General features: G+C 59.7%; 21 protein-coding genes. 8 read left to right on the top strand and 13 right to left on the bottom strand.

Features of this window, described 5'->3' with window-relative positions; genetic code table 11:
- Nucleotides 1-31 precede the first annotated feature (31 nt).
- The 4 genes from dtd to BQ5361_RS09835 all read left to right on the top strand — a co-directional run bounded on the left by dtd (nt 32) and on the right by BQ5361_RS09835 (nt 3,018).
- Nucleotides 32-484: a D-aminoacyl-tRNA deacylase gene (gene dtd / locus BQ5361_RS09850; protein ID WP_035471075.1), complete on the top strand. Its 453-nt coding sequence runs from the start codon at nt 32-34 to the stop codon at nt 482-484.
- Nucleotides 485-731: 247 nt separating this feature from the next.
- Nucleotides 732-1,772, top strand: coding sequence for a tyrosine-protein phosphatase (locus BQ5361_RS09845; protein ID WP_035471078.1), 1,041 nt, complete (start codon nt 732-734; stop codon nt 1,770-1,772).
- 224 nt (nt 1,773-1,996) lie between these two features.
- Nucleotides 1,997-2,302 (top strand): DUF3467 domain-containing protein, encoded by a 306-nt coding sequence (locus tag BQ5361_RS09840; RefSeq protein ID WP_022062705.1) that lies wholly within the window; start codon nt 1,997-1,999, stop codon nt 2,300-2,302.
- A 290-nt stretch (nt 2,303-2,592) separates the two neighbouring features.
- Nucleotides 2,593-3,018: a hypothetical protein gene (locus BQ5361_RS09835; protein WP_035471081.1), complete on the top strand. Its 426-nt coding sequence runs from the start codon at nt 2,593-2,595 to the stop codon at nt 3,016-3,018.
- 260 nt (nt 3,019-3,278) lie between these two features.
- Here BQ5361_RS09835 and BQ5361_RS09830 read toward each other — a convergent pair whose 3' ends face one another.
- The 12 genes from BQ5361_RS09830 to BQ5361_RS09775 all read right to left on the bottom strand — a co-directional run bounded on the left by BQ5361_RS09830 (nt 3,279) and on the right by BQ5361_RS09775 (nt 13,697).
- Nucleotides 3,279-4,679 carry an aminopeptidase P family protein gene (locus BQ5361_RS09830; RefSeq protein ID WP_035471083.1) on the bottom strand — a complete coding sequence of 467 codons (1,401 nt, stop codon included), beginning with the start codon at nt 4,677-4,679 and terminating at the stop codon, nt 3,279-3,281.
- A 130-nt stretch (nt 4,680-4,809) separates the two neighbouring features.
- On the bottom strand, nt 4,810-5,256 hold the full coding sequence (locus BQ5361_RS09825; RefSeq protein ID WP_035471086.1) for a hypothetical protein: 447 nt from the start codon (nt 5,254-5,256) through the stop codon (nt 4,810-4,812).
- Between the two features lie 107 nt (nt 5,257-5,363).
- Nucleotides 5,364-5,603 (bottom strand): membrane protein insertion efficiency factor YidD, encoded by a 240-nt coding sequence (yidD, locus tag BQ5361_RS09820; RefSeq protein ID WP_022063053.1) that lies wholly within the window; start codon nt 5,601-5,603, stop codon nt 5,364-5,366.
- A complete protein-coding gene (locus BQ5361_RS09815) occupies nt 5,600-6,019 on the bottom strand; it encodes a ribonuclease P protein component (RefSeq protein ID WP_052130910.1) in 420 nt (139 codons plus the stop codon). The genes yidD and BQ5361_RS09815 overlap by 4 nt, the downstream gene beginning before the upstream one ends.
- A gap of 152 nt (nt 6,020-6,171) precedes the next feature.
- The gene (locus BQ5361_RS09810) at nt 6,172-7,053 is read right to left on the bottom strand and encodes a uroporphyrinogen-III synthase (RefSeq protein ID WP_022063055.1); all 882 of its coding nucleotides are present in this window, start codon (nt 7,051-7,053) and stop codon (nt 6,172-6,174) included.
- A 29-nt stretch (nt 7,054-7,082) separates the two neighbouring features.
- A complete protein-coding gene (locus BQ5361_RS09805) occupies nt 7,083-8,012 on the bottom strand; it encodes a DUF4271 domain-containing protein (RefSeq protein WP_035471091.1) in 930 nt (309 codons plus the stop codon).
- Nucleotides 8,009-9,169 (bottom strand): sensor histidine kinase, encoded by a 1,161-nt coding sequence (locus BQ5361_RS09800; protein WP_035471413.1) that lies wholly within the window; start codon nt 9,167-9,169, stop codon nt 8,009-8,011. The genes BQ5361_RS09805 and BQ5361_RS09800 overlap by 4 nt, the downstream gene beginning before the upstream one ends.
- Nucleotides 9,170-9,217: 48 nt before the next feature.
- The gene (locus BQ5361_RS09795) at nt 9,218-10,891 is read right to left on the bottom strand and encodes a S41 family peptidase (protein ID WP_035471094.1); all 1,674 of its coding nucleotides are present in this window, start codon (nt 10,889-10,891) and stop codon (nt 9,218-9,220) included.
- Complete coding sequence (locus BQ5361_RS09790) at nt 10,875-11,366, bottom strand: hypothetical protein (protein ID WP_071425031.1); 492 nt, start codon at nt 11,364-11,366, stop codon at nt 10,875-10,877. The genes BQ5361_RS09795 and BQ5361_RS09790 overlap by 17 nt, the downstream gene beginning before the upstream one ends.
- A 52-nt stretch (nt 11,367-11,418) precedes the next feature.
- Nucleotides 11,419-12,309, bottom strand: a complete 891-nt coding sequence (locus BQ5361_RS09785; protein WP_022063060.1) for a 4-hydroxy-3-methylbut-2-enyl diphosphate reductase — start codon at nt 12,307-12,309, stop codon at nt 11,419-11,421.
- A gap of 34 nt (nt 12,310-12,343) precedes the next feature.
- Nucleotides 12,344-13,063 carry a (d)CMP kinase gene (gene cmk, locus BQ5361_RS09780; protein WP_022063061.1) on the bottom strand — a complete coding sequence of 240 codons (720 nt, stop codon included), beginning with the start codon at nt 13,061-13,063 and terminating at the stop codon, nt 12,344-12,346.
- On the bottom strand, nt 13,044-13,697 hold the full coding sequence (locus BQ5361_RS09775) for a LysE family translocator (protein WP_022063062.1): 654 nt from the start codon (nt 13,695-13,697) through the stop codon (nt 13,044-13,046). The genes cmk and BQ5361_RS09775 overlap by 20 nt, the downstream gene beginning before the upstream one ends.
- 314 nt (nt 13,698-14,011) lie before the next feature.
- Between BQ5361_RS09775 and BQ5361_RS10755 the strand changes: the two genes are divergently transcribed.
- From BQ5361_RS10755 to BQ5361_RS09760, 4 genes are all read left to right on the top strand, one after another.
- Nucleotides 14,012-14,149, top strand: a complete 138-nt coding sequence (locus tag BQ5361_RS10755) for a hypothetical protein (RefSeq protein WP_161940449.1) — start codon at nt 14,012-14,014, stop codon at nt 14,147-14,149.
- 23 nt (nt 14,150-14,172) lie between these two features.
- Nucleotides 14,173-16,038, top strand: coding sequence for a leucine-rich repeat domain-containing protein (locus BQ5361_RS09770; protein WP_161940448.1), 1,866 nt, complete (start codon nt 14,173-14,175; stop codon nt 16,036-16,038).
- Between the two features lie 512 nt (nt 16,039-16,550).
- Nucleotides 16,551-18,140, top strand: coding sequence for an apolipoprotein N-acyltransferase (gene lnt, locus BQ5361_RS09765; RefSeq protein WP_052130911.1), 1,590 nt, complete (start codon nt 16,551-16,553; stop codon nt 18,138-18,140).
- Nucleotides 18,141-18,194: 54 nt separating this feature from the next.
- On the top strand, nt 18,195-19,484 hold the full coding sequence (locus BQ5361_RS09760) for a bifunctional folylpolyglutamate synthase/dihydrofolate synthase (protein ID WP_035471104.1): 1,290 nt from the start codon (nt 18,195-18,197) through the stop codon (nt 19,482-19,484).
- A 197-nt stretch (nt 19,485-19,681) separates the two neighbouring features.
- Here the strand turns inward: BQ5361_RS09760 and mutY are convergent, their stop codons facing one another.
- The gene (mutY, locus tag BQ5361_RS09755) at nt 19,682-20,731 is read right to left on the bottom strand and encodes an A/G-specific adenine glycosylase (protein ID WP_035471107.1); all 1,050 of its coding nucleotides are present in this window, start codon (nt 20,729-20,731) and stop codon (nt 19,682-19,684) included.
- Nucleotides 20,732-20,782 lie beyond the last annotated feature (51 nt).

Raw genomic sequence — 20,782 nt, 5'->3', positions numbered from 1 at the left:
CCCCGACCATTACAAGACGACAGAAATTACCATGAGGATATTGATTCAACGGGTACGACGGGCCTCAGTCTCCGTCAGGAATGAACTCGTTTCGCGGATAGGCGCCGGCATGCTCATTCTGGTGGGCATAGCGGATGAAGATACCGTAGAGGACATCGAATGGCTGGTACGCAAGTGTGCCGGACTCCGTATCTTCGACGACGCGGAGGGGGTGATGAATCTCGACATTCGGCAGGTCGGAGGCGAAGTCCTGGCCGTCAGCCAATTCACGCTGATGGCCTCCACGAAGAAGGGCAATCGCCCTTCGTACATCCGCGCGGCGGGCGAAGCGACGGCCCTGCCGCTCTACCGCATCTTTACGGAGCGGCTCGCGGAGCTCCTCGGCCGACCGGTCGCTACGGGCGTCTTCGGGGCCGACATGCAGGTGGAACTCATCAATGACGGCCCCGTCACCATCTGGATGGATTCGCGCAACCGGGAATAACCCTCTTTTACAGCGATTCCTTCCGCACCGCATTCCGGAGACGACGGAGAGGGGCAACGATACCGCGGTACGAAGCATCGCCGCCTTCCGGCCCTTTTCCATCGCATGGCACAATTTTGGATACCCTCTCCAACGACAAGACGCATGCACCGACGCCACCCCGCCCGTTCCGGCGGAGATTCCGTCGTGCATGCACACTCCCGACAGGAAGCGAACCGCATCCCGTCGGCCGAAGCCTTATTCGATTATGAACAAATCCACCCTGACAGCGGCCATACTGCTCTCCGCTGCCGTTTCCTGCGGGAAACGGTCCGATACCCCCGGATATGCAGGCGAAGACCTCTCCGGTAAAGTAACCGTCTCCCGCGACAGGGAGGAGAAAACAGCCGTACTGACCGTAACGCTGCCCGGAAAGTGGGAACTCTATGCCGGCGCCGCCCCGGAGACAATAGACCTTTCCGCCCCCATCCTGACGGGTAGCGGTGCAGGCAGTTACACCCTCCCCGTACCGGCCGGCACACGCAGTTATTTCCAATTCGTAACGGGCGGCAACCGGGCGATACTCGCCGAACGGCAGTTGCCGATGTCCGGCGGATTCAACATGCGCGACCTCGGAGGATACCGCACCTCGGACGGACGGCATGTCAAATGGGGCAGGATTATCCGCTCCGACGACCTGCACAGCCTGACCGACGAAGACCTCGTCTACCTGGCATCCATACCGGTGAAGACCGTCGCGGATTTCCGTTCGCCGCAGGAAGTCAGGGCAATGCCCGACAAACTGTCCCCACAGGGAATGACATACGTCGGCCTGCCCATCACTCCCGGCAGCCTCGACGACCTCCAATCATACATCGCCATGACACCGGAAGAGGTGGAGGCGAAAATGGAATGGATGAACGTCTATTTCGCAACCTCCGACGAAGGCCGGGAACGATACCGCGAACTTTTCCGACTGCTCCAGGAGACGGACGATGCAGCCATCCTGTTCCACTGTTCGGCAGGCAAGGACCGAACGGGCATGGGTGCAGCATTGATACTGTATGCACTGGGCGTACCCGAACAGACCGTCATGGAGGATTACCTCGCCTCCAACGGTTACCTCGCCGGAAAATACAGCCGGTATGCCGAACGTTTCCCGCAACTGAAAGGAATGCTCGAAGTAAAACCGAACTACCTCTCCGCCGGTATCGACAGCATCAGGACGGCCTACGGCTCCGTCGAGACCTACCTGCGCGAGGAGCTCGGTGCGGACATCGGGAAGCTCCGGGAATTCTATCTCGATTGAAGTATCCTCCGCGGGCCCGAAACGGCCGGGGAACGGGACGGCCGATTGCCGCCGTCAGCCGGTCGGTCTGCGCCCCGCACCGCCGTCCGGCAACCGTTTTGTTGATAAAAGTGCGATAACTTATCCAGTACCGGACAATCGGAATACGCCGATAACGTTACCTTTGTATAAATGCGGGACACGGAGCTGCCCCGAAAACGACCTATTTTAAAAACTACTGAATTATGGCAAACGAAAAACATCAAATCGACGTCGAACTCGAAGAGGCGGTCGCACAGGGCACTTACGCCAATCTCGCAATAATCTCCCACTCCACTTCGGAATTCGTTCTCGACTTTGCAGCCGTGCTGCCGGGCGTACCGAAAGCCAAAGTGAAAAGCCGGATTATCCTCGCCCCGGAACACGCCAAGCGGCTGCTGCTCTCCCTGCAGGAGAACATCGCCCGCTACGAGGCCAACGTAGGCCGCATCAACATCCCGCAGGGCGGTTCGAAAGAGGGCATCAAGGGCTTCAACATGGGTGAAGCGTAATGCTTTTCCCGACTGAACGAACGGCACCGGCCCATTGTCCGGTGCCGTTTTTTCACATGGCGGCAGCCGTTCCGCATATCGTCGGCATCCCACCCGTGCGACAGAAACCGGACGCTTCACGCCATCTTACCGGAATTTTCGTTATCTTGCATAACATACAATCATCGCTATCACCATGATGAACCTACATCTACTGCATCGGATAATGATATATGCGGCGGTGCTGGGAGCGGCATACGGATGCAACAAAGAGGCACATACTTGCCCCCCCGATACCGGGATGCACCGGAATGATTGACCTGATCGACGGTTACCGCATCACCGCATGGGAGGTCACCCTCGACGGCAGCCCGTTAGAGATTTCCGACGGACGCATAACGGTACGGGACGACTCCAACGGCATGATGAATGCCGTAACGCTACTGTGCGAGGCCGTCCGGAACGGCCGGAAGTACGTATTCGACACGGGTAGTTTCGAAGTCGGCGGCGACGATTACGATGTGAGGCTATACGTATATTCTTCCCGGGCCTCGCTCTCTGTCGACGGAGCCGAAAAATATTCCCGTCTCGGCATAGCCGGCGACGGCTTTATCCGCACCGAATACGACGCTTCCGCCCCGCCCGAACAGCGCCCGGCTTTCGACTGCGACATCGCGGCGCAGTGCACCCTCGACGGCAGGGAACTGTATTTCCGGATTACGGGAATAGCACCCTGATACCCCTTTTCGGCACGAATACCGCCGACAACGGGAAAAAAGCCGGACGAACCGCCTCCCGTCGCCTCTGCAACGCATCGCTCCTATCGTTCCGGTTCCCCTGCGGTATCATCCCGCACTTGCCGCACGATAGTCACGGATTTTGCAACCGCCGTATCCGGGACGTTTCGCAATGCGGACAGCAAGACAAAACAGAGGCATACGAAAGCAGGGGAACGGCAATCCGTTCCCCTGCTTTGTGCGTTTTCCGACCGGAAGGCCTATCGGTCGCCGACCATGAACTCCTCGATTTCCTGTACGGTAACCGGAATGCGGCGCTTGCCGAGGATGCGGTTGCCCGTTTCGGTAATGAGCAGGTCGTCCTCGATACGTATTCCGCCGAAATTCATGTACGGTTCGAGTTTGTCGAAATTGACGAACTCCCGGTTCGTACCTTCGGCCTTCCACTTGGCAATGTAGGCCGGGATGAAGTAGATACCGGGTTCGTCGGTCATCACCATCCCCACCTGCAGGCGCCGGGCCATCCGCAGGTTGCTTACGCCGAGCTGCGTGCTGCGCTCCGTCTCGAGGTCGTATCCCACATATTTCTCCCCGATATCCTCCATGTCGTGCACGTCGAGCCCCATCAGGTGCCCCAGTCCGTGGGGCATGAAGAGCGCATGTACCCCGTTGGCCACCGCATCGTCCATGTTGCCCCGGACGAGCCCGAGCGACTTGAGTCCCTCGAGGATGACTTTCACGCAGGCCAGGTGCACCTCCTTGTAAAGCAGACCCGGTTTGGCCATCTCGAACGCATGGGCATTCGCGGCGAGTACGATTTCATAAATATCGCGCTGCATGGGGGTGAACCGGCCGTTTACCGGATAGCTACGGGTAAAGTCGCTGCAATAGTTCATCAGGTTCTCGGCCCCCGCATCCACCAGCAGCATGCGACCCGATTCGAGAATACCGTCGTGGCCGTGGTTATGGAGCGTCTCGCCGTGCTGCGTGACGATGGAGTGGAACGACACGCCTTCGCCCATTTCGAGCGCGATGCCCTCGATTGCCCCCGCGATGTCGCGCTCACGTGCACCGGGACGGCACATCTTCATGGCCGTCGTGTGCATACGATATCCGATTTCGCAGGCATCCTCGATTTCGCGTATCTCCTCGTCCGACTTCTTGTCGCGCAGCGATACGATGGCAATGGCAAGCTCTATCGAAATGCGGTCCGCTATCGCCTCCGGGCAGATGCCGAGCCAGCGGCTCAGCTTCAGTTTGTTGTCGGCACGGTAGGGCGGCAGGAAGTGCACCGGACGCCCTTTCCTTATCGCGAGCGTCAGCTTCTCCTGCAACACGGCCAGCGGGGCGGTATGCGAAATGCCGCATCGAGCACCCAGTTCGCTTACGGTCGGCTGCGGTCCCGTCCAGATGATGTCGTCCATCGACAGGTCGTCGCCGAAGAGCCAGTCCTCGCCCGCATCAATGTCGAGCAGGCCGACCAGGTCGGGCAGTTTGAGACCGTAGAAGTAGAGGAAATTGCTGTCCTGACGGAAATGGTAGCCGTTGTCGGGATAGTTCCTCGGAGCCTCGCTGTTGCCGGGCAACAGAATGAGTCCCCCGCGCGATACCCTTTCGCGCAGCAGCTCGCGCCGCTTGATGTAGGTTTCTTTCGAGAACATGGTGATTATCTTTTAAATGTCATTCTTTTTTCAGCCATTCCCCGTAAAGTTACGATTTTTTCCGACAACGGGCAACCGTCTCCCCCCTTTCGGCATCCCGCCACGCGATTTTCGGGAACCGGCACCGCCTTCAATCGGTCCCCTGCCGCGGCAGCTCGTACCCATTCTTCTCGAAATATTCGTCCGTAAAGGTATATTCGTACCTACGGTAACACTCCTCCTCCCGCACGAGGTCGTAATTCGTCAGGTCGAACAGCTCCAGTTCCGGCCGGTCGATGACATCGACACGATAATCTCCGCAATACAACTTGAACCACCTGTAAGGCTTGAAAGGATGGCCCGGGAAACACCCCAGTCCCACGCTATTACGGGTGTATTTCCCGCCTACGGGGATATCGGCGACCTCCCCATACATAAAGTCGAACTTTATCGGGACGGAACACTCATTGAAATAAGTACATTCGAGCGTATATCCCTTATCCCCTATCACGGGCGGCTCCTCGACCGGCCGCCTCTCGCAGCCCGCCGCAAATACAAGAAGAAGCCACAATCCTGCAAACGAACACAGCGTTTTCATAGCACATAGTTTTAGGCAGATGACAAATAACGTTATAAATTTATAAAATAAAACGGTAGGAACCAAACAGCGAATGACTCGCCGGCAACAAATACAAAAGGGAAACGTCAGGGGACGGGGTCGTACCCGTGCCCGCCCCAGGGATGGCACCGGGCGATGCGTTTGAGGGCGAGCCAGCCACCCTTCAGGGGGCCGTATTTCCGGATGGCCTGCAGGGCGTATTCGGAACAGGTCGGCGTGTAACGGCACGAAGGCATGGTAAAGGGTGAAATGCAAAGCTGGTAGAACTTCACCAACAGAATGAAAGGAAAAGCGACCACTCTTTTCGCTATCTCAGCGGGCTTCATCGTTGCTCCCCTCCTCCGGTCTGCCCGGCCGAACGCTCCCGCGCAGCCGCAATCTCCGCAAAAATCCGCCGGACGCTCCCGCGCAGCCGTACCGTTCCGACTTCCTCCTTCGCAGCGTAGACCAGCGCAATACGGAGGCACTCCTCCCGGGCCATACAACGGACTGCGCCGTGTTTCTCCAACCGGAATGCCTCGCGCGTCCGCCTCTTCAGCAGGTTGCGCTTCACGGCCCGGCGGAACAGCTTCTTGGGAACGGACACGAGCATGGAACCTGCGGGTACTCCCGCTTCGGCAGGGACGCAGAGATAGTAATACCGGAACGGGAAAACGAAACCGCTCCGTCCCTCCCTGAAAAGCTCTCCTATGGATTTGTCGCCGCGAAGCCGTTCGGCCCGCGACAGTCCGTTCTCCGCCATGTCAATCCGTCGCTAAACCAACATCCGTACGCCGATATTCTCCGGCACGCACCGCCATCGGGAATGTATGCAAAATTACAAAAAAGAGACCGCCCGGCAAAGCGCCATACGCTTTTACCGAACGGTCTCCCTGTCTCCGGTTCCCGGCCGTATTATGCCTGTTTCGCCTTCTTGTCGGCAGGTGCCTGTTCCGGCTTGCGCGGGCGTGCCTTGCGTCCCGGCTTCACCTCCTGCGCTTTCAGGAACTCGGCCGCCTTGCCGCTGCCGTTCACCACCACCGGCGAAAGCTCCTGGCCGCTGTTTATCTTGCCTATGTAGATATCTATCGCCTTGGCCATCGAAGGCGCCTCGGGAGAAGGAGCAAGGGTTCCTATCCGCAGGCCCGCATTCGCGGCGGCGGAAGCGGTACTCGTTCCGAACGTAGCCACCGTGGGAATACTTTCGACTCCGAAGGCGGAAACGAGGGTGGAAATCTCCGACGGGCTGTAAAATACCATCAGGTCATACTGCGAAGGCTCTATCCCCTCGAGGTCGGCTGCCACGGTCTTGGCCAACACCACTTTCGACAAATTGAGTTTCAGTTTCTCCATCGTATCGGGTACCTCGCCGTTGTTCGGTTCGGTGAGCGATACGAGAAACTTCTCCTCCTTATGTTTCAGAATCAACTCCATGAAGGTGTCGAACTTACCGTCCGCAAAGAATATCTTGCGCTTGCGGTAGACGATATATTTCTGGAGATAGAGGGCTATCGCCTCGGTATTGCAGAAATACTTCATGGTTTCGGGCACGGTAATGCGCGCCTCCTCGCATATCCGGAAAAAACTGTCTACGGTAGTGCGATTCGTGAATACCACGGCAGTGTGTTCGAGTATCTCTACCCGCTGGCTGCGGAACTCCTTGAGGCTGACACCGACGACTTTGATAAAGGGCCGGTAGTCTATCTTGGCGTTGTATTTCTGGATAATTTCGTAAAACGGAGATTTTTCAATGACGGCAGGCGCCGGCTGCGAAATCAATATGTTCCTGACCTTCAACTCTCAAACCTGTTTAAGTTCTACTGCGTCTATACCGGCCAGCTCCTGGACAGGCCGACCGCAAATATGCCGAACGGCATCGCTTCGACGGCGCAAAGGTACAAAATCCAAAGCAAAATCGAAACTTTTCGGTCGATAAACCACAAAAAGGAGCGTCCGGCATAGAGCGCTAAGTGAGCGACGGTTACGGTCACAAACAAGCCGGCCGCTACATCGGCCCACACACCGCCGGAGAGAGCCGCAAGCAACACCGCAGGCGTTCCCGTCACGGTCATGGAAGCGAACAACGAGAGACGCTTGGCGCAAAGCATCCGGATGAATTCCGTGCTGAAGGTAAGTTTCCCGACGACATGCAAGACCGCCGACTGTACCCCCATGACGGCGAGCAGCGCCAGCATGACCGCCGGCACGGCGAGCCACCCTCCGCCCCACAGAGAGGAGGGAAGCCACCGCCACTCTCCCCACAATTCAAAGATTTTTACCGCCGCCAAGCCGCACATCAGCAGGCCGCAGGATAGAATCAGCGCCTGCACCTCGGCTCCGGGCATGTCGCCGTCATGCCGGTGTTTCCCCTCCCCGCCACGTCCCCAGACGGCACGCATCATCCGCGCCGCATGACCACCGGCACGGAAGACCAGCAGCAGATAGAGCAACAGCAGCAGTACCGTCAGCATCTGATACCCGACACCGAAAGTAACGGGTATGCCGCAAGGCTCCGGAGCACCGGCAACGGGAACGAAACTGACAGGTCCATAAATGTCGGCTGCCGATACGGTATCCGCAGGGAGTACCGGGGAACACGGTTCCGGAAGGGAATCCGTCGGCAGAAGTCGCCCCGGGACATGCCGCACCGTATCGTCCGCTCCGAACGACAACCGCACGAGAGAGTCCGCTCCCTCCGGAACGCCGTACGGAAACGTCCGCACCACCGTCGTATCCCCCGCAGCCCCGAATGTCATGCGTAAAGCCTTTTAAGGGCGATGCGTATGGTCGTCCCCCGGCCGGGTTCGGAATCGACCACATAGATACGCCCCTTGTGGTACTCCTCGATGATGCGTCTGCTAAGCGAGAGCCCCAGTCCCCAACCGCGCGTCTTGGTCGTAAAACCGGGCTCAAAAATACGTTTGAAATTGGATTTCGGGATACCCTTGCCCGTATCCTTCACGTCGATATAGACCCATTCAAGGTCGTCGGAGATGCGCACGTCTATCTCCCCCTGCCCCTGCAGCGCATCGAGGGAGTTCTTCAGCAGGTTTTCCACCACCCACTCGAACAGGGCACCGTTTATCATCGCCTGCACGGGGGCGATGGCGAGTCCGTTGTAGCTCAGGGTTACGTTACGCGGGATGCGCGTGCGGAAATACATCACGCTGCTGCCCACCACCTCGTTCACGTTGGCCGGCGACAGCACCGTCTCCGAGCCTATTTTGGAGAAGCGGTCGGCCACCTTCATCAGCCGCGTGAGGTCCTTATTCATCTCCTCTACGACGGAGGGGTCGATGTGCTGCGTCTTGAGGTACTCTATCCAGCCGAGCAGCGACGAGATGGGCGTACCGAGCTGATGAGCCGTCTCCTTGGCAAGCCCTATCCATACTTTGTTCTGTTCATCCTCCTGCGAGCTGCGGAAGGTGAGGAACCCGAAACCGATGAAGATGACTATCACGGCGAGCTGTACGAACGGAAAGACCGTGAGCGTTTTCTGCAGACGCGAATTGCCGTAGAATATGTAGAACCGCGAACCGTTCCACGCCGTGATTTCCAAAGGCGGATTCTCCCGCGCGAGCTGTTCCAGCTTGCGGCTCAGCAGGTCGGGATGGTAGAGAATGCGGTCGGGAATCAGGTTGGAACTGAGCACCTCGCTGAAATTGTCGGTCGTACGGATGAAGGGAATGTTGTTCCGGCTGTCCATGATGTAGGCCGACAGGGGGTCGTCCGCATTGAACTGTCCGAGCCGTTCGATGGCAAGCGCCCAGAGCCTCACCTCGTAGTTCTCCTTTTCGCGCAACTGACGGGCCATGCTCGAGGTGAACCACAGCGAAACGCACCCGATAGCGAGACCGAAGGATATCAGCACCACTTTCTTGCGGAAAGAGAGCGTGGTGCGGTCGATATTCATGAAATTCCATTTAGCCTTCATAGCGCACTGCGCCGCCTGTCGGCGCCCCTATTTTCGGTCGGTATCCTTCGAGGCGAGGATTTCCCGGTAACGTTCCGGGTCGTTCAGTACCGCAAGCGCCTCGCGCACGTCGGGGTCCTTCGCCATGTTATGCTCCACGACCCCCGCATTGTAAGCGCTGCGGAGGACAATTTCGTTCTCGATAAGCTCCGTAAGCTCCTGCCGATAAAGCTGCAGGCCGGCCCGGACATCGTCGTCGAGGTTCGCCTCGATACCCTCCAGATAGACGCCGATGCTGTCCATGTAGCGCTCCGCCTCGGCCGACTCCTTCAACCTGGCCAGCAGGCGCTTCGTATCGGACTCCCACTCCACGTCCTTGTCCTGCATGAACGCCGTGAAATCGGCATAGTCCGCATCGCTCAGCGCGAAACTCCCGGGGACTATCTCCCGGTCGCGGTTGCGCCGCATGAAGCCGTCCACGAAATCGTGGATATACCCCTTGCCGTAGACGACGTAGGCGAAACGGCTCACATACTCGGCCGGGACCCGGACGTCGGGCATCACCCCGCCGCCGTCATAGACACGCCTTCCTGCCGCCGTCCGGAACTCCGTGATGAGCGAATCGGGGATATGGCTGAGCGTACCGTCCTCGGCCCGCGACGCATAGTCGATGGCCTGTATGCAGCGGCCGCTGGGCAGGTAGTATTTGGCAGTGGTGACCTTCAGATAAGCATTGTAACCGAGCGGCCGGGTAGACTGCACGAGCCCCTTACCGAAGGTTCTGCGGCCGACGAGCACCGCCCTGTCCATGTCCTGCAGCGCACCGGCCACGATTTCGGCGGCAGACGCCGAACCGTTATTGACGAGCACCACGAGCGGTATCTCCGTATCGAGCGGTTCCTGCTGCGTGGTAAACACCGCATTCTCCTCCGGATTGCGCCCCCGGAGGCTGACTACCTCGGTTCCGCGCGGCACGAAGAAGGAGAGTATCTTGACCGCCTCCTGCACGATACCGCCCCCGTTGTTCCGATAGTCGAGTATAAGGGCTTTGGCCCCCTGCTCCCGGAGCGACATGATGGCGTTGCGCATGTCGTTGCTCACTTCGTCCGTAAAATCGATATTGAGAATATACCCCACGCTGTCGGGCAACATGCCGTAGTAGGGAATGCCGGGAATATTGATTATCTCCCGTTTCAACTCCACCTGCACCGTATCGCCGGTATAGAATTTGGCCACCTTCATCTTCAGTCGGGTGCCCGGTTCTCCCTTCATCAGCGAACTCACCTGTTCGGTCGTCATGGCGGAAGCGTCCTGTCCGTCTATTTCGAGAATCCGGTCGCCCACGACGATACCGGCCCTATCGGCCGGCGAGCCTTTGTAGGGCTCCGCGAAAACCACTCCGTCGCCGCTCTTGCGGATAAGGGAACCCACGCCGCCGTAACGGCCCGTGGTAAGGAGCTGGAAGGTATCCATATCCTCCTCGGAGATAAAGACGGTATATGGGTCGAGTCCGGCCGTCATGCCGGCGGCCGCATCCGAGAGGAGCTCGTCGGGGTCCACGTCGTCCACATAGAAAAGGGAGATGTCGCGCAGCATATTGACCAGCACCTCCATGTTGCGCCCCATCCGGAACCCGTCGGGCGGCGGAACGGCCGCCGTAGCTACTGCCAGCACGACGGCACCGGCCAGTACGCACAACCCGTATTTAATCCCTTTTCCCATAACTCCTGTTCTGCATGTATGTGTTTATCCTGAACTGGGCGTGTACCGCCTCCTTGCGTATGCCTTCAATAACGATGCCGCCCCCAAAGGTCCTCACCGTCACCCGGTCGTCGAAGGTGAGCCACAGCCTGCGGAGAAACGAACCGGCGCGGAAGGTCATCGATTCGCCCGGAACTTCGCCGGCCATCACGTAGCCCGCCGCATGGAACGCATTGATGATGGCATCCCGGTCGGCCACGATGTCGGCCTCCGCTTCGCGGCTGACGTACCGGAACTTCGGATAGAAGGCCGATAGCACGGCCAGCGCCGCCACGAGAAGAATGCCCCGCGGCGTGGTGAACAGCTCCCGGAAGAAGAACTCCGCGCTCACCCGCGCCGTTCCCGTCACGAACATCAGCAGGTAGAGCAGTCCCACCAGCACTACTAACTTTATGAAATAACCCGCCGCCCGGCGGATATATTGTCCTGCACTCATCGTCTTATGCTGTTTTTATATGAAATTCCCTCTTCCGCCGCACCGGCCGGCATCACTCCTCCGGCGTCCCGACCATCTCGCCGACACGCTCCGCGACCCGGCGCATCAACCAGCCGGGCGTGGAAGTGGCTCCGCATATTCCCACCGAACGGCAACCCTCCAGCCACCGGAACTGCAGCTCTCCGGCGTCTTCGATGCTATAACTGTTCGGATTGGCCTCCCGGCAGACGCCGTAGAGCACCTTACCGTTCGAACTCTTCTGCCCGCTGACAAAGATGACCGCATCGAATCTCCCCGCGAACTCACGCAGTTTGGCCTCGCGGCTCGACACCTGCCGGCAGATGGTGTCGCGTATCGTCACGGACTCCGGACAGCGTGTCCGTTCCCGGATGATGTCCGCCATCCGGTGAAAAAGTGCCAGACTCTGCGTAGTCTGGGCGAGGAAATAGACCGGACGCGAGAAATCCACCGCATCGAGGTCGTCGGGGCCCTCGACGATGACCGCCCGGCCGTCGGCATGGCCGGCGAGCCCCACCACCTCGGCATGGCCGCGCTTACCGAGTATCACCACCTGGCCGCCGCAGGCCTGCATCTCGGCATAGGCCGCCGCCACGGTACGCTGCAGCCCCGCCACCACGGGACAGGTAGCGTCTATCACCTCGATTCCGAGACGGGCCGCCTTCTCATACGTGGAAGGGGGTTCCCCGTGGGCCCGGATGAGCACCCGTCCGCCGGCCAGTCCCTCAAGTTCCTCATGCCGGACCGTGCGGAGGCCCATCGCTTCCAGACGCTGCACTTCAAGGCGGTTGTGCACGATATCGCCCAGGCAGGCCACCCCGCCGCCCCCGGCGAGCGACCGCTCGGCCTGCGATATGGCATTGACCACGCCGAAGCAGAACCCCGACCCGCCGTCTATCTCTATATGTACTTTTCCCTCTGCCATAACACGAACCCTGCCCGCCGCAGCGGGCTTTCCGTCATATACCGCGTATCTTCTCTTCCAGTATCGGTTCTATCCACTCCATCTGCTGGGCGAGCGTCATGTCGCTGTTGTTGAGCACCACCGCATCGGGAGCCATCCGCAGCGGGCTGACCTCGCGTTCCTGGTCGGCCCGGTCGCGGGCCCGGATATTGCGCTCTATCTCCTCCAGCGATACGTCGTCTCCCCGTGCCCGAAGCTCCTCGTAACGGCGCACGGCCCGCACCTTCGGGTCGGCCGTCATGAAGAGTTTCAGCTCCGCATCGGGAAAGACCACCGTACCGATGTCGCGCCCGTCCATGACGACGCCCTTGTCCTTTCCCATCCGCTGTTGCAGCGCCACGAGTTTCCGGCGCACTTCCGGAATGCTGCTGACCGAACTGACGGCCGCACTGACCTCGATACCGCGTATCTTCTCCTCGACGCACTCGCCGTTGACGTAGATATCGCTCGCCTGCCGGCGGGGATTGAACCGGAAGGAAATCGCTATCTCCCCGAGCATCCCCACGAGCCGCTCCCGGTCGGGAACACCGTTCCGTATCGCTCCGTGTTCGATGCCGTAAAGCGTCACGGCACGGTACATGGCCCCCGTATCTATGAATATGTAGCCGAGCCGGGCGGCGAGCATCCGTGCAAAGGTGCTCTTGCCTCCCGACGAAAAGCCGTCGATGGCTATCACGATTTTCTTGTCCTGTGCGCTATTTCGGGATGAGTTCATCGAAATGGATATTGAATAGGGAAGAGATTATCGCCGTCACTCCCAGCAGGATGATAAGGATGCCGGCTATGCGGTTCATCCAGAGCAGGTATCGGGGACGAAAGCGTTTGCGGTAAATGTTCAGCACGAACGTAAACAGGAACCACCATCCGGCAGCCCCGGCGAGCACCCCTACCAGCATGGCCACGCCGTTTATGTAACCGGCATCGTTGCTGATGCCGAACATGGCGAACAGCCCCACGAAGACGAGACTGATAGCGGGATTGGCGATGGTAAAGAGAAAAATGGAGAGGAAATCGCGCCACAGGCTGACCTTGCCGGACCTGTTGCGGCGTATCTGCACCACGGGGTTCTGGAAAAAGATATAAAGGCCGACCACGACGACGAACGCGCCGCCGATGATTTTCAGCAGCAACTGGTTCTGTTCGATGAAGCCGTGCACGAATGCGATGGCGAAAAAGGCCACCGTGGCATAGACGGTGTCGGCGGTCGCAGCCCCCAGCCCGGAGAAGAAGCCCGAACGCTGTCCCTTGCTCAGCGTCCGCTGGATGCAGAGTACGCCGACGGGCCCTATCGAGAACATGGAAACCACCAGCCCGATGAGGATACCCCGCAAAAATATGTCCAGCCACATATCCATTCCCTGACAAAAGTAGTAAGAATGCGGATAAAACAGTCCCTTGTGGGGGAACTTTCTTGTGCGGGGCGTAGACGGGGAGTGCGGGAGCTGCGGGTGTGTCCCGGCTTTCTGCAGCCGGGAATGGGGATATGCATGAATGAATTTATAAAGATACGTTTTTTTACAATTTATAAAAATAAATTATTGTTTTGGATAAAATTCATCGGCCGCCCTACCTTTGTGTCGGGCAGGCGCATGGGTTTCCGGAGGATTGCGTCCGGAGCGCCTGCATATGTATTTATACAGGTTCATTTTAATTCACTTGCAGTATGGAAAGACGCATTTACGAACAGCCCCGGGCCGAGCTGCTGGCGGTGGTCGTGGAGGAGGGCATCGCGGTCTCTTCGCCGGAGAGCGTGAGCGGCACGCACGAAGACGTAACCCTCGACGGAGGCTACGAATATTGACGGACATCAACACATTACAGGGCATGAAAAGAAGATTATCCATTGCATTGTCGGCCGCGCTCCTGCTGGGGGCGTGTGCCAAGGAGGCTCCGTCGGGGGGACGGCAGCCGGAACCGGGCGAAGGGGCGATACGGGCCGTTGCGGAGGAGGTGCACGACGGAGCCGTGAGCCGCTCTTCGTTCGACGAAAACGGCCGTGTGGCGTGGTCGCAGGGCGACGTGATAGGCGTCATGACGGCCGACAACACCGACGCCAACCTGACCTACCGGGCGCTTACCGAAACGGATGCCTCGCAGGGCCTTTTCACCATGGAGGGTGACATCACGCTTTCGGGCGAGACGTTCTACGCCTACTATCCGATGGTGCCGGGCAACCGGCTGGGGGCCGACCTTACCCTGCCCGTCACCCTGCCTGCCGTACAGACCTACCGGCAGGGTTCGTTCGGGCCCAACGCCAACATTTCGGTCGCCGTATCGGCCGACGGCGCGAACTATGCCTTCAAGAACGCCTGCGGCTATCTCGACATCCGACTGCTGGGCAGTGCGGAGGATAAAATCGGCTCGGTCGAGGTGACGGCCGGCGGAGCGGTCATCGCCGGCAGCGGGAGTGTCGATTTCGGCGGTTACGCCTCGGGGCCCCTGTTCGTACCGGACGAGGGCGGAAGCACGACCGTACGGCTCGAGTGCGGCGACGGCATCGCCCTGAACCCCGCTTCGGCCACCTCGTTCCATGTGGTTCTTCCGGCCGGGACCTACGCTTCGGTCGGCGTGAGGGCACGCACCTCCGACGGGCGCAGCTACTCCTATACCAAATCGCCGGAGGGAGGCGTGGTCATCGAACGCAGTACGGTGACGCACTTCAAACCCTCGGAGTTCTTCGACGGGATAGAGGTGGAGAACCTTTCCGGGGAGCTTACCGACCGGCTCGCCGGGACGGATGCCTCTTCGGTCACCGCCCTCCGCATCACGGGCACCTTGAACGCAACCGACTTTGCATATATCCGCGAGAACCTTACCGCATTGGAACTCCTCGACCTCTCCGGCACGGAGATGACCGTGTTCCCGGACAGGGCCCTGGCCTTCTATGACGATGCCAATACGACCCTGAAAGAGGTGATTCTACCCGAAGGACTTACGACGATTGAAGATGCGGCCTTCGCCAACTGCACCGCCCTTGAAAAACTCGACGTCCCCTCTTCGGTCTCCGAATTGGGAAGGTGGATACTGGAAAACACCGCCGTAGAGACCTTCACGATTCCTGACGGAGTCTCCGAAATCCCCGCAAGCTGCTTCTACGGTAGCGCTATTACAGCCATGGTCGTACCCGCCTCGGTTACTTCCATAGGCGCCTGGGCTTTCGAAAATCCCTATTATGACAACGGAAACAAGAGCTACCTGACATCGGTCACTTTCACCGGGACAGGCGTTACCGAAATTCCGGAAGGATGCTTCATCTACCAGAAAAGCCTCTCCTCCATCAATCTGCCCGAGGGGGTTACGACCATCGGAGCCGACGCTTTCAACCAATGCCAGATAAGCGCGCTCACCCTGCCCTCCTCGCTGGAAGCCATCGGGCAAAGGGCCTTCTCCAATAACGGCATTACCAGCCTGGTGATTCCGGATAAAGTGAAACGAATCGATTTCAGTGCCTTCGCGTACAACAACCTTGAGACGATTGACCTGCCCGCGTCGATAGAAGTGCTGGCCTCCACCGCCTTCCATTGGGAATCGCCGGCACTGAAAACCGTGATATGCCGTGCCGCGGCCGTACCGGAGATGCCGACGTCCTATACGGACGACTTGGGCAGCCATACCTATCCGGCCTTCATCCGTATCAACAAAGCCAACGTGATACTGAAAGTTCCGGCAGCTTCGGTCGAAGAGTACTAAACGGCATGGGGAAGCTATTTCAGCTCGGTCGAGGCCATTGAGTAGGCACCGACCGCATTCCGCCACATGAGGGGCACCCTTCCGGGTGCCCCTTTTTGCCAAAACGGGGTTGGTGAAAACGACATGGGACTGCCCGTCATACGGTTCCGACCGGCAAAAGTATTCGGAACAACAGTCTAAGGGGCTTTCTTTCGGACAGACCGGGATAAGTCACAGCACTGCACGTAGCCGGAGAAACGTTTTTTCCACAAACACGGCTGCCGGAAACAGCCTCCGTACAGACAGCTCCCTCTCCCGCCACGAAGCCGGCGCTCCGAAAACCGGACCGGCAGCCGATTCCCGCCGTCCCTTCCGGCGAATCCTCTCCGAATCGGCTCAAAGAGCCGATTCGGGTACCGAAAACCGAACCTGCACCGACCTCCGCCGCTCTTTTTCATCGAATATATCCTATATTTGCGGTACTTTCGCGGCCGTCGGCAGGAACTGCGAAAGGTCACCGTCTCTATCAGAAAATGACAACAGGGAAAAAATGGCTGCTCGTCGCGAGCAGCGTCATCATGTTATCGGTCGGGTGGCTCCGCATCAGCGGACTTCCGCTGCTCGCGGCCCTCGTCCCGCTGCTTCTCATCAGCAACAGCTACGACTCCTCGCGCCGGTCTTTCTGGCGTATGGCGGGCTGGACGGCGCTCACCTTCTGCCTCTGGTCGGTCGCCACGATATGGTGGGTATGGAATGCGGCCCCCATCGGCGTCTTCGCCGCCACGGCAGTACAGGTAGTGCTTTTCGGCGCAGTTTTCATGTTCTACCACTACACGAGCAAGCGCAGCCGCCCCGCACTCGCCAACGTCCTGCTCGTATGCGGATGGATAGCGGCGGAGTACATCTACCTCAACGGGCAAATCTCTTTCCCATGGCTACTGCTGGGCAACGGCTTCGCCAATGATACATGGGCGATACAGTGGTACGAATTTACGGGTGCTCTCGGCGGTTCGCTTTGGGTACTGGTCTCCAACCTGCTGATATTCCGGGCGCTGACATCCCGCAGAAAAGTGTGGTGGCTGCGCGAAACGGCCTGGGCGGCGCTTCCCGTCCTCCTGTCGCTCGTCCTCTTCTGGAGCTGGAAGGAGCCTGCCGGAGAGCGGGTGACGGTGACCGCCATCCAGCCCAACATAGAGCCCTATACCGAAAAGTTCACGCTCCCGCAGCAAGAACAGGACTCCATTATCCTGGCCCTCGCAGCCTCCTCGCCGGCCGATGCAGATTTCATCATCGCCCCCGAAACGGCCGTGGACGACAACATTTGGGAGAACCGCATCGGCAGCTCCGCCGCGGTGGCCCGATACCTCGCATTCATCCGGAACGAGCGGCCCGAAGCGCAGTTCATTACCGGAGCGACGACGCTGAAACTCTACCGCAGCGAAAGAGAGAAGACCTTTTCGGCACGCCCCCTCGGCGACGGACGGTGGTACGATGTCTACAACAGCGCGCTGGCGATAGATTCCGCAGGCGGCATCGCCGTCCACCACAAGGCCAAGCTCGTGATAGGGGTGGAGATGATGCCCTTCATGGAGCTGCTGGCTCCCTTCACGGATTTCATCGTGGACCTCGGCGGAACAACCGGACAGCTCGGCACGGACAACTACTACCGGATATTCCGGCTGCAGCGCGACGGCCGCGAGATACGCACTGCGGCACCGATATGTTACGAATCGGTCTACGGCGAACACTTCGCCACTTTCGCCCGGCACGGGGCCGAACTGCTGTTCGTCATCACCAACGACGGCTGGTGGGGCGACACCCCCGGCTACAAGCAGCATTTCGCCTTCTCTCGCATGCGGGCGATAGAGACGCGCCGATACGTGGTGCGCAGCGCCAACACGGGCATATCGGGCTTCATCAACTCCCGCGGCGACGTGCTCGACACGCTCGGCTGGGACTTTCGCGGAACGGTCACGGACACCGTACCGCTGTCGGACGAAGTAACGCTGTACGTCCGTTACGGCGACGTGCTCGGCCGGGTGAGCGGCTACGTCTTCCTGCTCTCCGTACTCTACTACATCGTTTACCGGTTCCGGCGCAAAAGCCATCTGGTGGACGAATAAACGCCCGGCCCCGGCGGAATTGAAAACAGACCGATACAAACACACAGCAAATCCATGACCTATCAGGAGGCCCTCGATTTCCTCAACGGAAATTTCGTTTCGTTCCAGACTGCAGGCCGTACCGCATACAAGGGCGGTCTGGAAGCCATCACGGGGATGTGCCGCGCCATGGGAGACCCCCAGCGCGACTACCTCTCCATCCACATCGCAGGCACCAACGGCAAAGGCTCCGTGGCCCACATGCTGGCCTCCGTCCTGCAGGCGGCGGGGTACCGGACGGGACTCTACACCTCGCCCCATCTGCACGATTTCCGGGAGCGCATTCGCGTGGACGGCGAGATGATACCGCAGGAGAAGGTCGCCGCCTTTCTCGACCGGTACGGAAAGGAGATGACCGAACGGGGGCTCTCCTACTTCGAGATGACGACCGCAATGGCTTTCCACCGCTTCTCCGAGGCGGGGGTGGAAGTGGCCGTCGTGGAAACGGGACTCGGAGGAAGGCTCGATGCCACGAACGTCCTGCAGCCCATCCTGAGCATCATCACCAACATCGGACTCGACCACAGCGATATTCTCGGCCCCACCGTCGCACACATAGCGGCCGAAAAGGCGGGCATCATCAAGCCGGGCATCCCGGTACTCGTCGGAGAAACCGACCCCGAAAGCGCGCCCGTATTCACGGCCCGCGCAGCGGAATGCGGCTCACCGCTGGTCTTCGCCGACCGGACCTACGAATGTACCGGCAGCACGCTCCGGCCGCCCCTGCAATACTGCACCCTGCGCCGCATCGGCGACGGTGCCACCCGCACAATAGCCATCGACCTGCTGGGGGGATACCAACGCAAGAACCTCGTCACCGTCCGCACCGCCGTCAGCCTGCTGCGCCACCGCACGCAGCTCGACATCAGCCGTCGGGCGATGCTCGACGGCTGCCGGAACGCCATGGCCACCACCGGGCTTTCAGGCCGCTGGCAGGTGCTCGCCGAGACACCCCTGACGGTGGCGGACGGAGGGCACAACCCCCACGGGATAACCGAAATCGTCCGCCAGCTCAATGCAGGCGGATACGAACGGCTCTATATGGTACTCGGCTTCTCGGCCGACAAAGAACTGGACGACATACTGCCGCTCCTGCCGGGAGCGGCGTACTATCTTTTCACACAGGCCGCCTCGCCGCGCGCCCTGCCGGCCGCGGAACTCGCCGCGAAAGCGGAACGGTACGGACTGCACGGCGAAACGCTTCCGGAGGCCGCGGCAGCACTCGCCCGCGCCCGCGCCCTCGCTTCGCCGCACGACATGATATTCATCGGCGGCAGTTTCTATCTTATCGGGGAAATTATCTGAAATAACCGAACATGCGAGCATTCCGGAGGGCCAGAACGCGCGACAGCAGCTTACCGTCCGGTGAAGAAACAGGAAAAGAGAACGCCCCGGAACCTACCCTTTCGGAGAGCAGGCAGCAATCTTCCCCACACCTGCCAGCTCCCTGCCCGACAGGCAAAGGAAAGCTATCCGTTTGTGCCGGCCTCCCTGCCGCTTTCTCAACCGTCGTATTCCAGCAGGTAACGCTCCAGCAGCCGCGGCACGGCATAATCGCCCACCGCGGCGGTATCGACCGCCAGCGCAGCGGCCGCCGCAGACAACGAGGGGGTTTCGATGCGATAGACCGTCGCATGAATGGTCTGATGGGAGAGCTGATGGCGGGGCATGACCACCGTTCCGACGAGTCGCCACTCCGCATCTCCCAGCAGTTCGCGGAAGTCGGACCGTGCGGCCAACGCGGGGAAGTCCGCCGGACCCTCCGTTTCGAGCAGCGGAAATTCATAAAGCCCCTGCCAAATATCGCGCCCCTCCCGGCGACACAGCAGTGTCCGCCCTTCACAGCTAATGTGCAGATAATGGAACCACCGTTCACGCACCTTCGTCCGTCCCTGCTTCACGGGACGCAGGGCGACCGTCCCGGCCGCGAGGGCGAGACAGCATCCGGCCAACGGGCACTCCCCGCAGCGGGGCTGCGCCGGAGTACACAGCAGCGCCCCGAAATCCATCAAAGCCTGATTATAGGTTCCCGGCCGCTCCGTATCCAGCAACGACTGCGCCAACTCCACAAAAATCCGACGCCCCGCCCCGGTATCGACGGGCACCTCTACGTCGAAAAGCCGGGCCAGCACCCGGAAGACATTGCCGTCCAGGACGGCGTACGGCAGGCCGAACGCCATCGAAGCCACCGCAGCAGCGGTATAATCGCCCACGCCCGGCAGCGAACGGAGGGCGTCCGGCTCCGCAGGGAACTCTCCGCCGAACCGGCCGACGATCTCCCGGGCGGCGGCGTGCAGATTCCGGGCACGACTGTAATACCCCAATCCCTGCCACAACTTGAGTATTTCGTCTTCCGAAGCGGCCGCCAGCGAACAGACATCGGGAAAACGCTCCGTAAAGCGCAGGTAATAACCGAGCCCCTGCCCTACACGCGTCTGCTGGAGGATGACCTCCGAGAGCCAGATACGATAGGGGTCGCGGGTACGGCGCCAGGGCAGGTCGCGCCCGCTGCGGGCGTACCAATCGAGCAATATGGGGGCGATTCGATTCATAATTCGCCGCAAAAATAGGATTTTTCCTTTTTCAGAATTATATTTGAAATT

The organism is Tidjanibacter massiliensis, assembly GCF_900104605.1.
In the GTDB taxonomy this organism is placed as follows: Bacteria; Bacteroidota; Bacteroidia; order Bacteroidales; family Rikenellaceae; genus Tidjanibacter; species Tidjanibacter inops.
The sequence above is the reverse complement of the archived record's forward strand: the minus strand, read 5'-3'. Positions and strand labels throughout refer to the sequence as shown.

What these genes read in the sequence shown, in the direction of transcription:
- dtd (WP_035471075.1), top strand. Translation starts at nt 32, where the DNA reads ATGAGGATATTGATTCAACGGGTACGACGGGCCTCAGTCTCCGTCAGG.
- BQ5361_RS09845 (WP_035471078.1), top strand. Translation starts at nt 732, where the DNA reads ATGAACAAATCCACCCTGACAGCGGCCATACTGCTCTCCGCTGCCGTT.
- BQ5361_RS09840 (WP_022062705.1), top strand. Translation starts at nt 1,997, where the DNA reads ATGGCAAACGAAAAACATCAAATCGACGTCGAACTCGAAGAGGCGGTC.
- BQ5361_RS09835 (WP_035471081.1), top strand. Translation starts at nt 2,593, where the DNA reads ATGATTGACCTGATCGACGGTTACCGCATCACCGCATGGGAGGTCACC.
- BQ5361_RS09830 (WP_035471083.1), bottom strand. Translation starts at nt 4,679, where the DNA reads ATGTTCTCGAAAGAAACCTACATCAAGCGGCGCGAGCTGCTGCGCGAA.
- BQ5361_RS09825 (WP_035471086.1), bottom strand. Translation starts at nt 5,256, where the DNA reads ATGAAAACGCTGTGTTCGTTTGCAGGATTGTGGCTTCTTCTTGTATTT.
- yidD (WP_022063053.1), bottom strand. Translation starts at nt 5,603, where the DNA reads ATGAAGCCCGCTGAGATAGCGAAAAGAGTGGTCGCTTTTCCTTTCATT.
- BQ5361_RS09815 (WP_052130910.1), bottom strand. Translation starts at nt 6,019, where the DNA reads ATGGCGGAGAACGGACTGTCGCGGGCCGAACGGCTTCGCGGCGACAAA.
- BQ5361_RS09805 (WP_035471091.1), bottom strand. Translation starts at nt 8,012, where the DNA reads ATGACATTCGGGGCTGCGGGGGATACGACGGTGGTGCGGACGTTTCCG.
- BQ5361_RS09800 (WP_035471413.1), bottom strand. Translation starts at nt 9,169, where the DNA reads ATGAATATCGACCGCACCACGCTCTCTTTCCGCAAGAAAGTGGTGCTG.
- BQ5361_RS09795 (WP_035471094.1), bottom strand. Translation starts at nt 10,891, where the DNA reads ATGGGAAAAGGGATTAAATACGGGTTGTGCGTACTGGCCGGTGCCGTC.
- BQ5361_RS09790 (WP_071425031.1), bottom strand. Translation starts at nt 11,366, where the DNA reads ATGAGTGCAGGACAATATATCCGCCGGGCGGCGGGTTATTTCATAAAG.
- BQ5361_RS09785 (WP_022063060.1), bottom strand. Translation starts at nt 12,309, where the DNA reads ATGGCAGAGGGAAAAGTACATATAGAGATAGACGGCGGGTCGGGGTTC.
- cmk (WP_022063061.1), bottom strand. Translation starts at nt 13,063, where the DNA reads ATGAACTCATCCCGAAATAGCGCACAGGACAAGAAAATCGTGATAGCC.
- BQ5361_RS09775 (WP_022063062.1), bottom strand. Translation starts at nt 13,697, where the DNA reads ATGTGGCTGGACATATTTTTGCGGGGTATCCTCATCGGGCTGGTGGTT.
- BQ5361_RS10755 (WP_161940449.1), top strand. Translation starts at nt 14,012, where the DNA reads ATGGAAAGACGCATTTACGAACAGCCCCGGGCCGAGCTGCTGGCGGTG.
- BQ5361_RS09770 (WP_161940448.1), top strand. Translation starts at nt 14,173, where the DNA reads ATGAAAAGAAGATTATCCATTGCATTGTCGGCCGCGCTCCTGCTGGGG.
- lnt (WP_052130911.1), top strand. Translation starts at nt 16,551, where the DNA reads ATGACAACAGGGAAAAAATGGCTGCTCGTCGCGAGCAGCGTCATCATG.
- BQ5361_RS09760 (WP_035471104.1), top strand. Translation starts at nt 18,195, where the DNA reads ATGACCTATCAGGAGGCCCTCGATTTCCTCAACGGAAATTTCGTTTCG.
- mutY (WP_035471107.1), bottom strand. Translation starts at nt 20,731, where the DNA reads ATGAATCGAATCGCCCCCATATTGCTCGATTGGTACGCCCGCAGCGGG.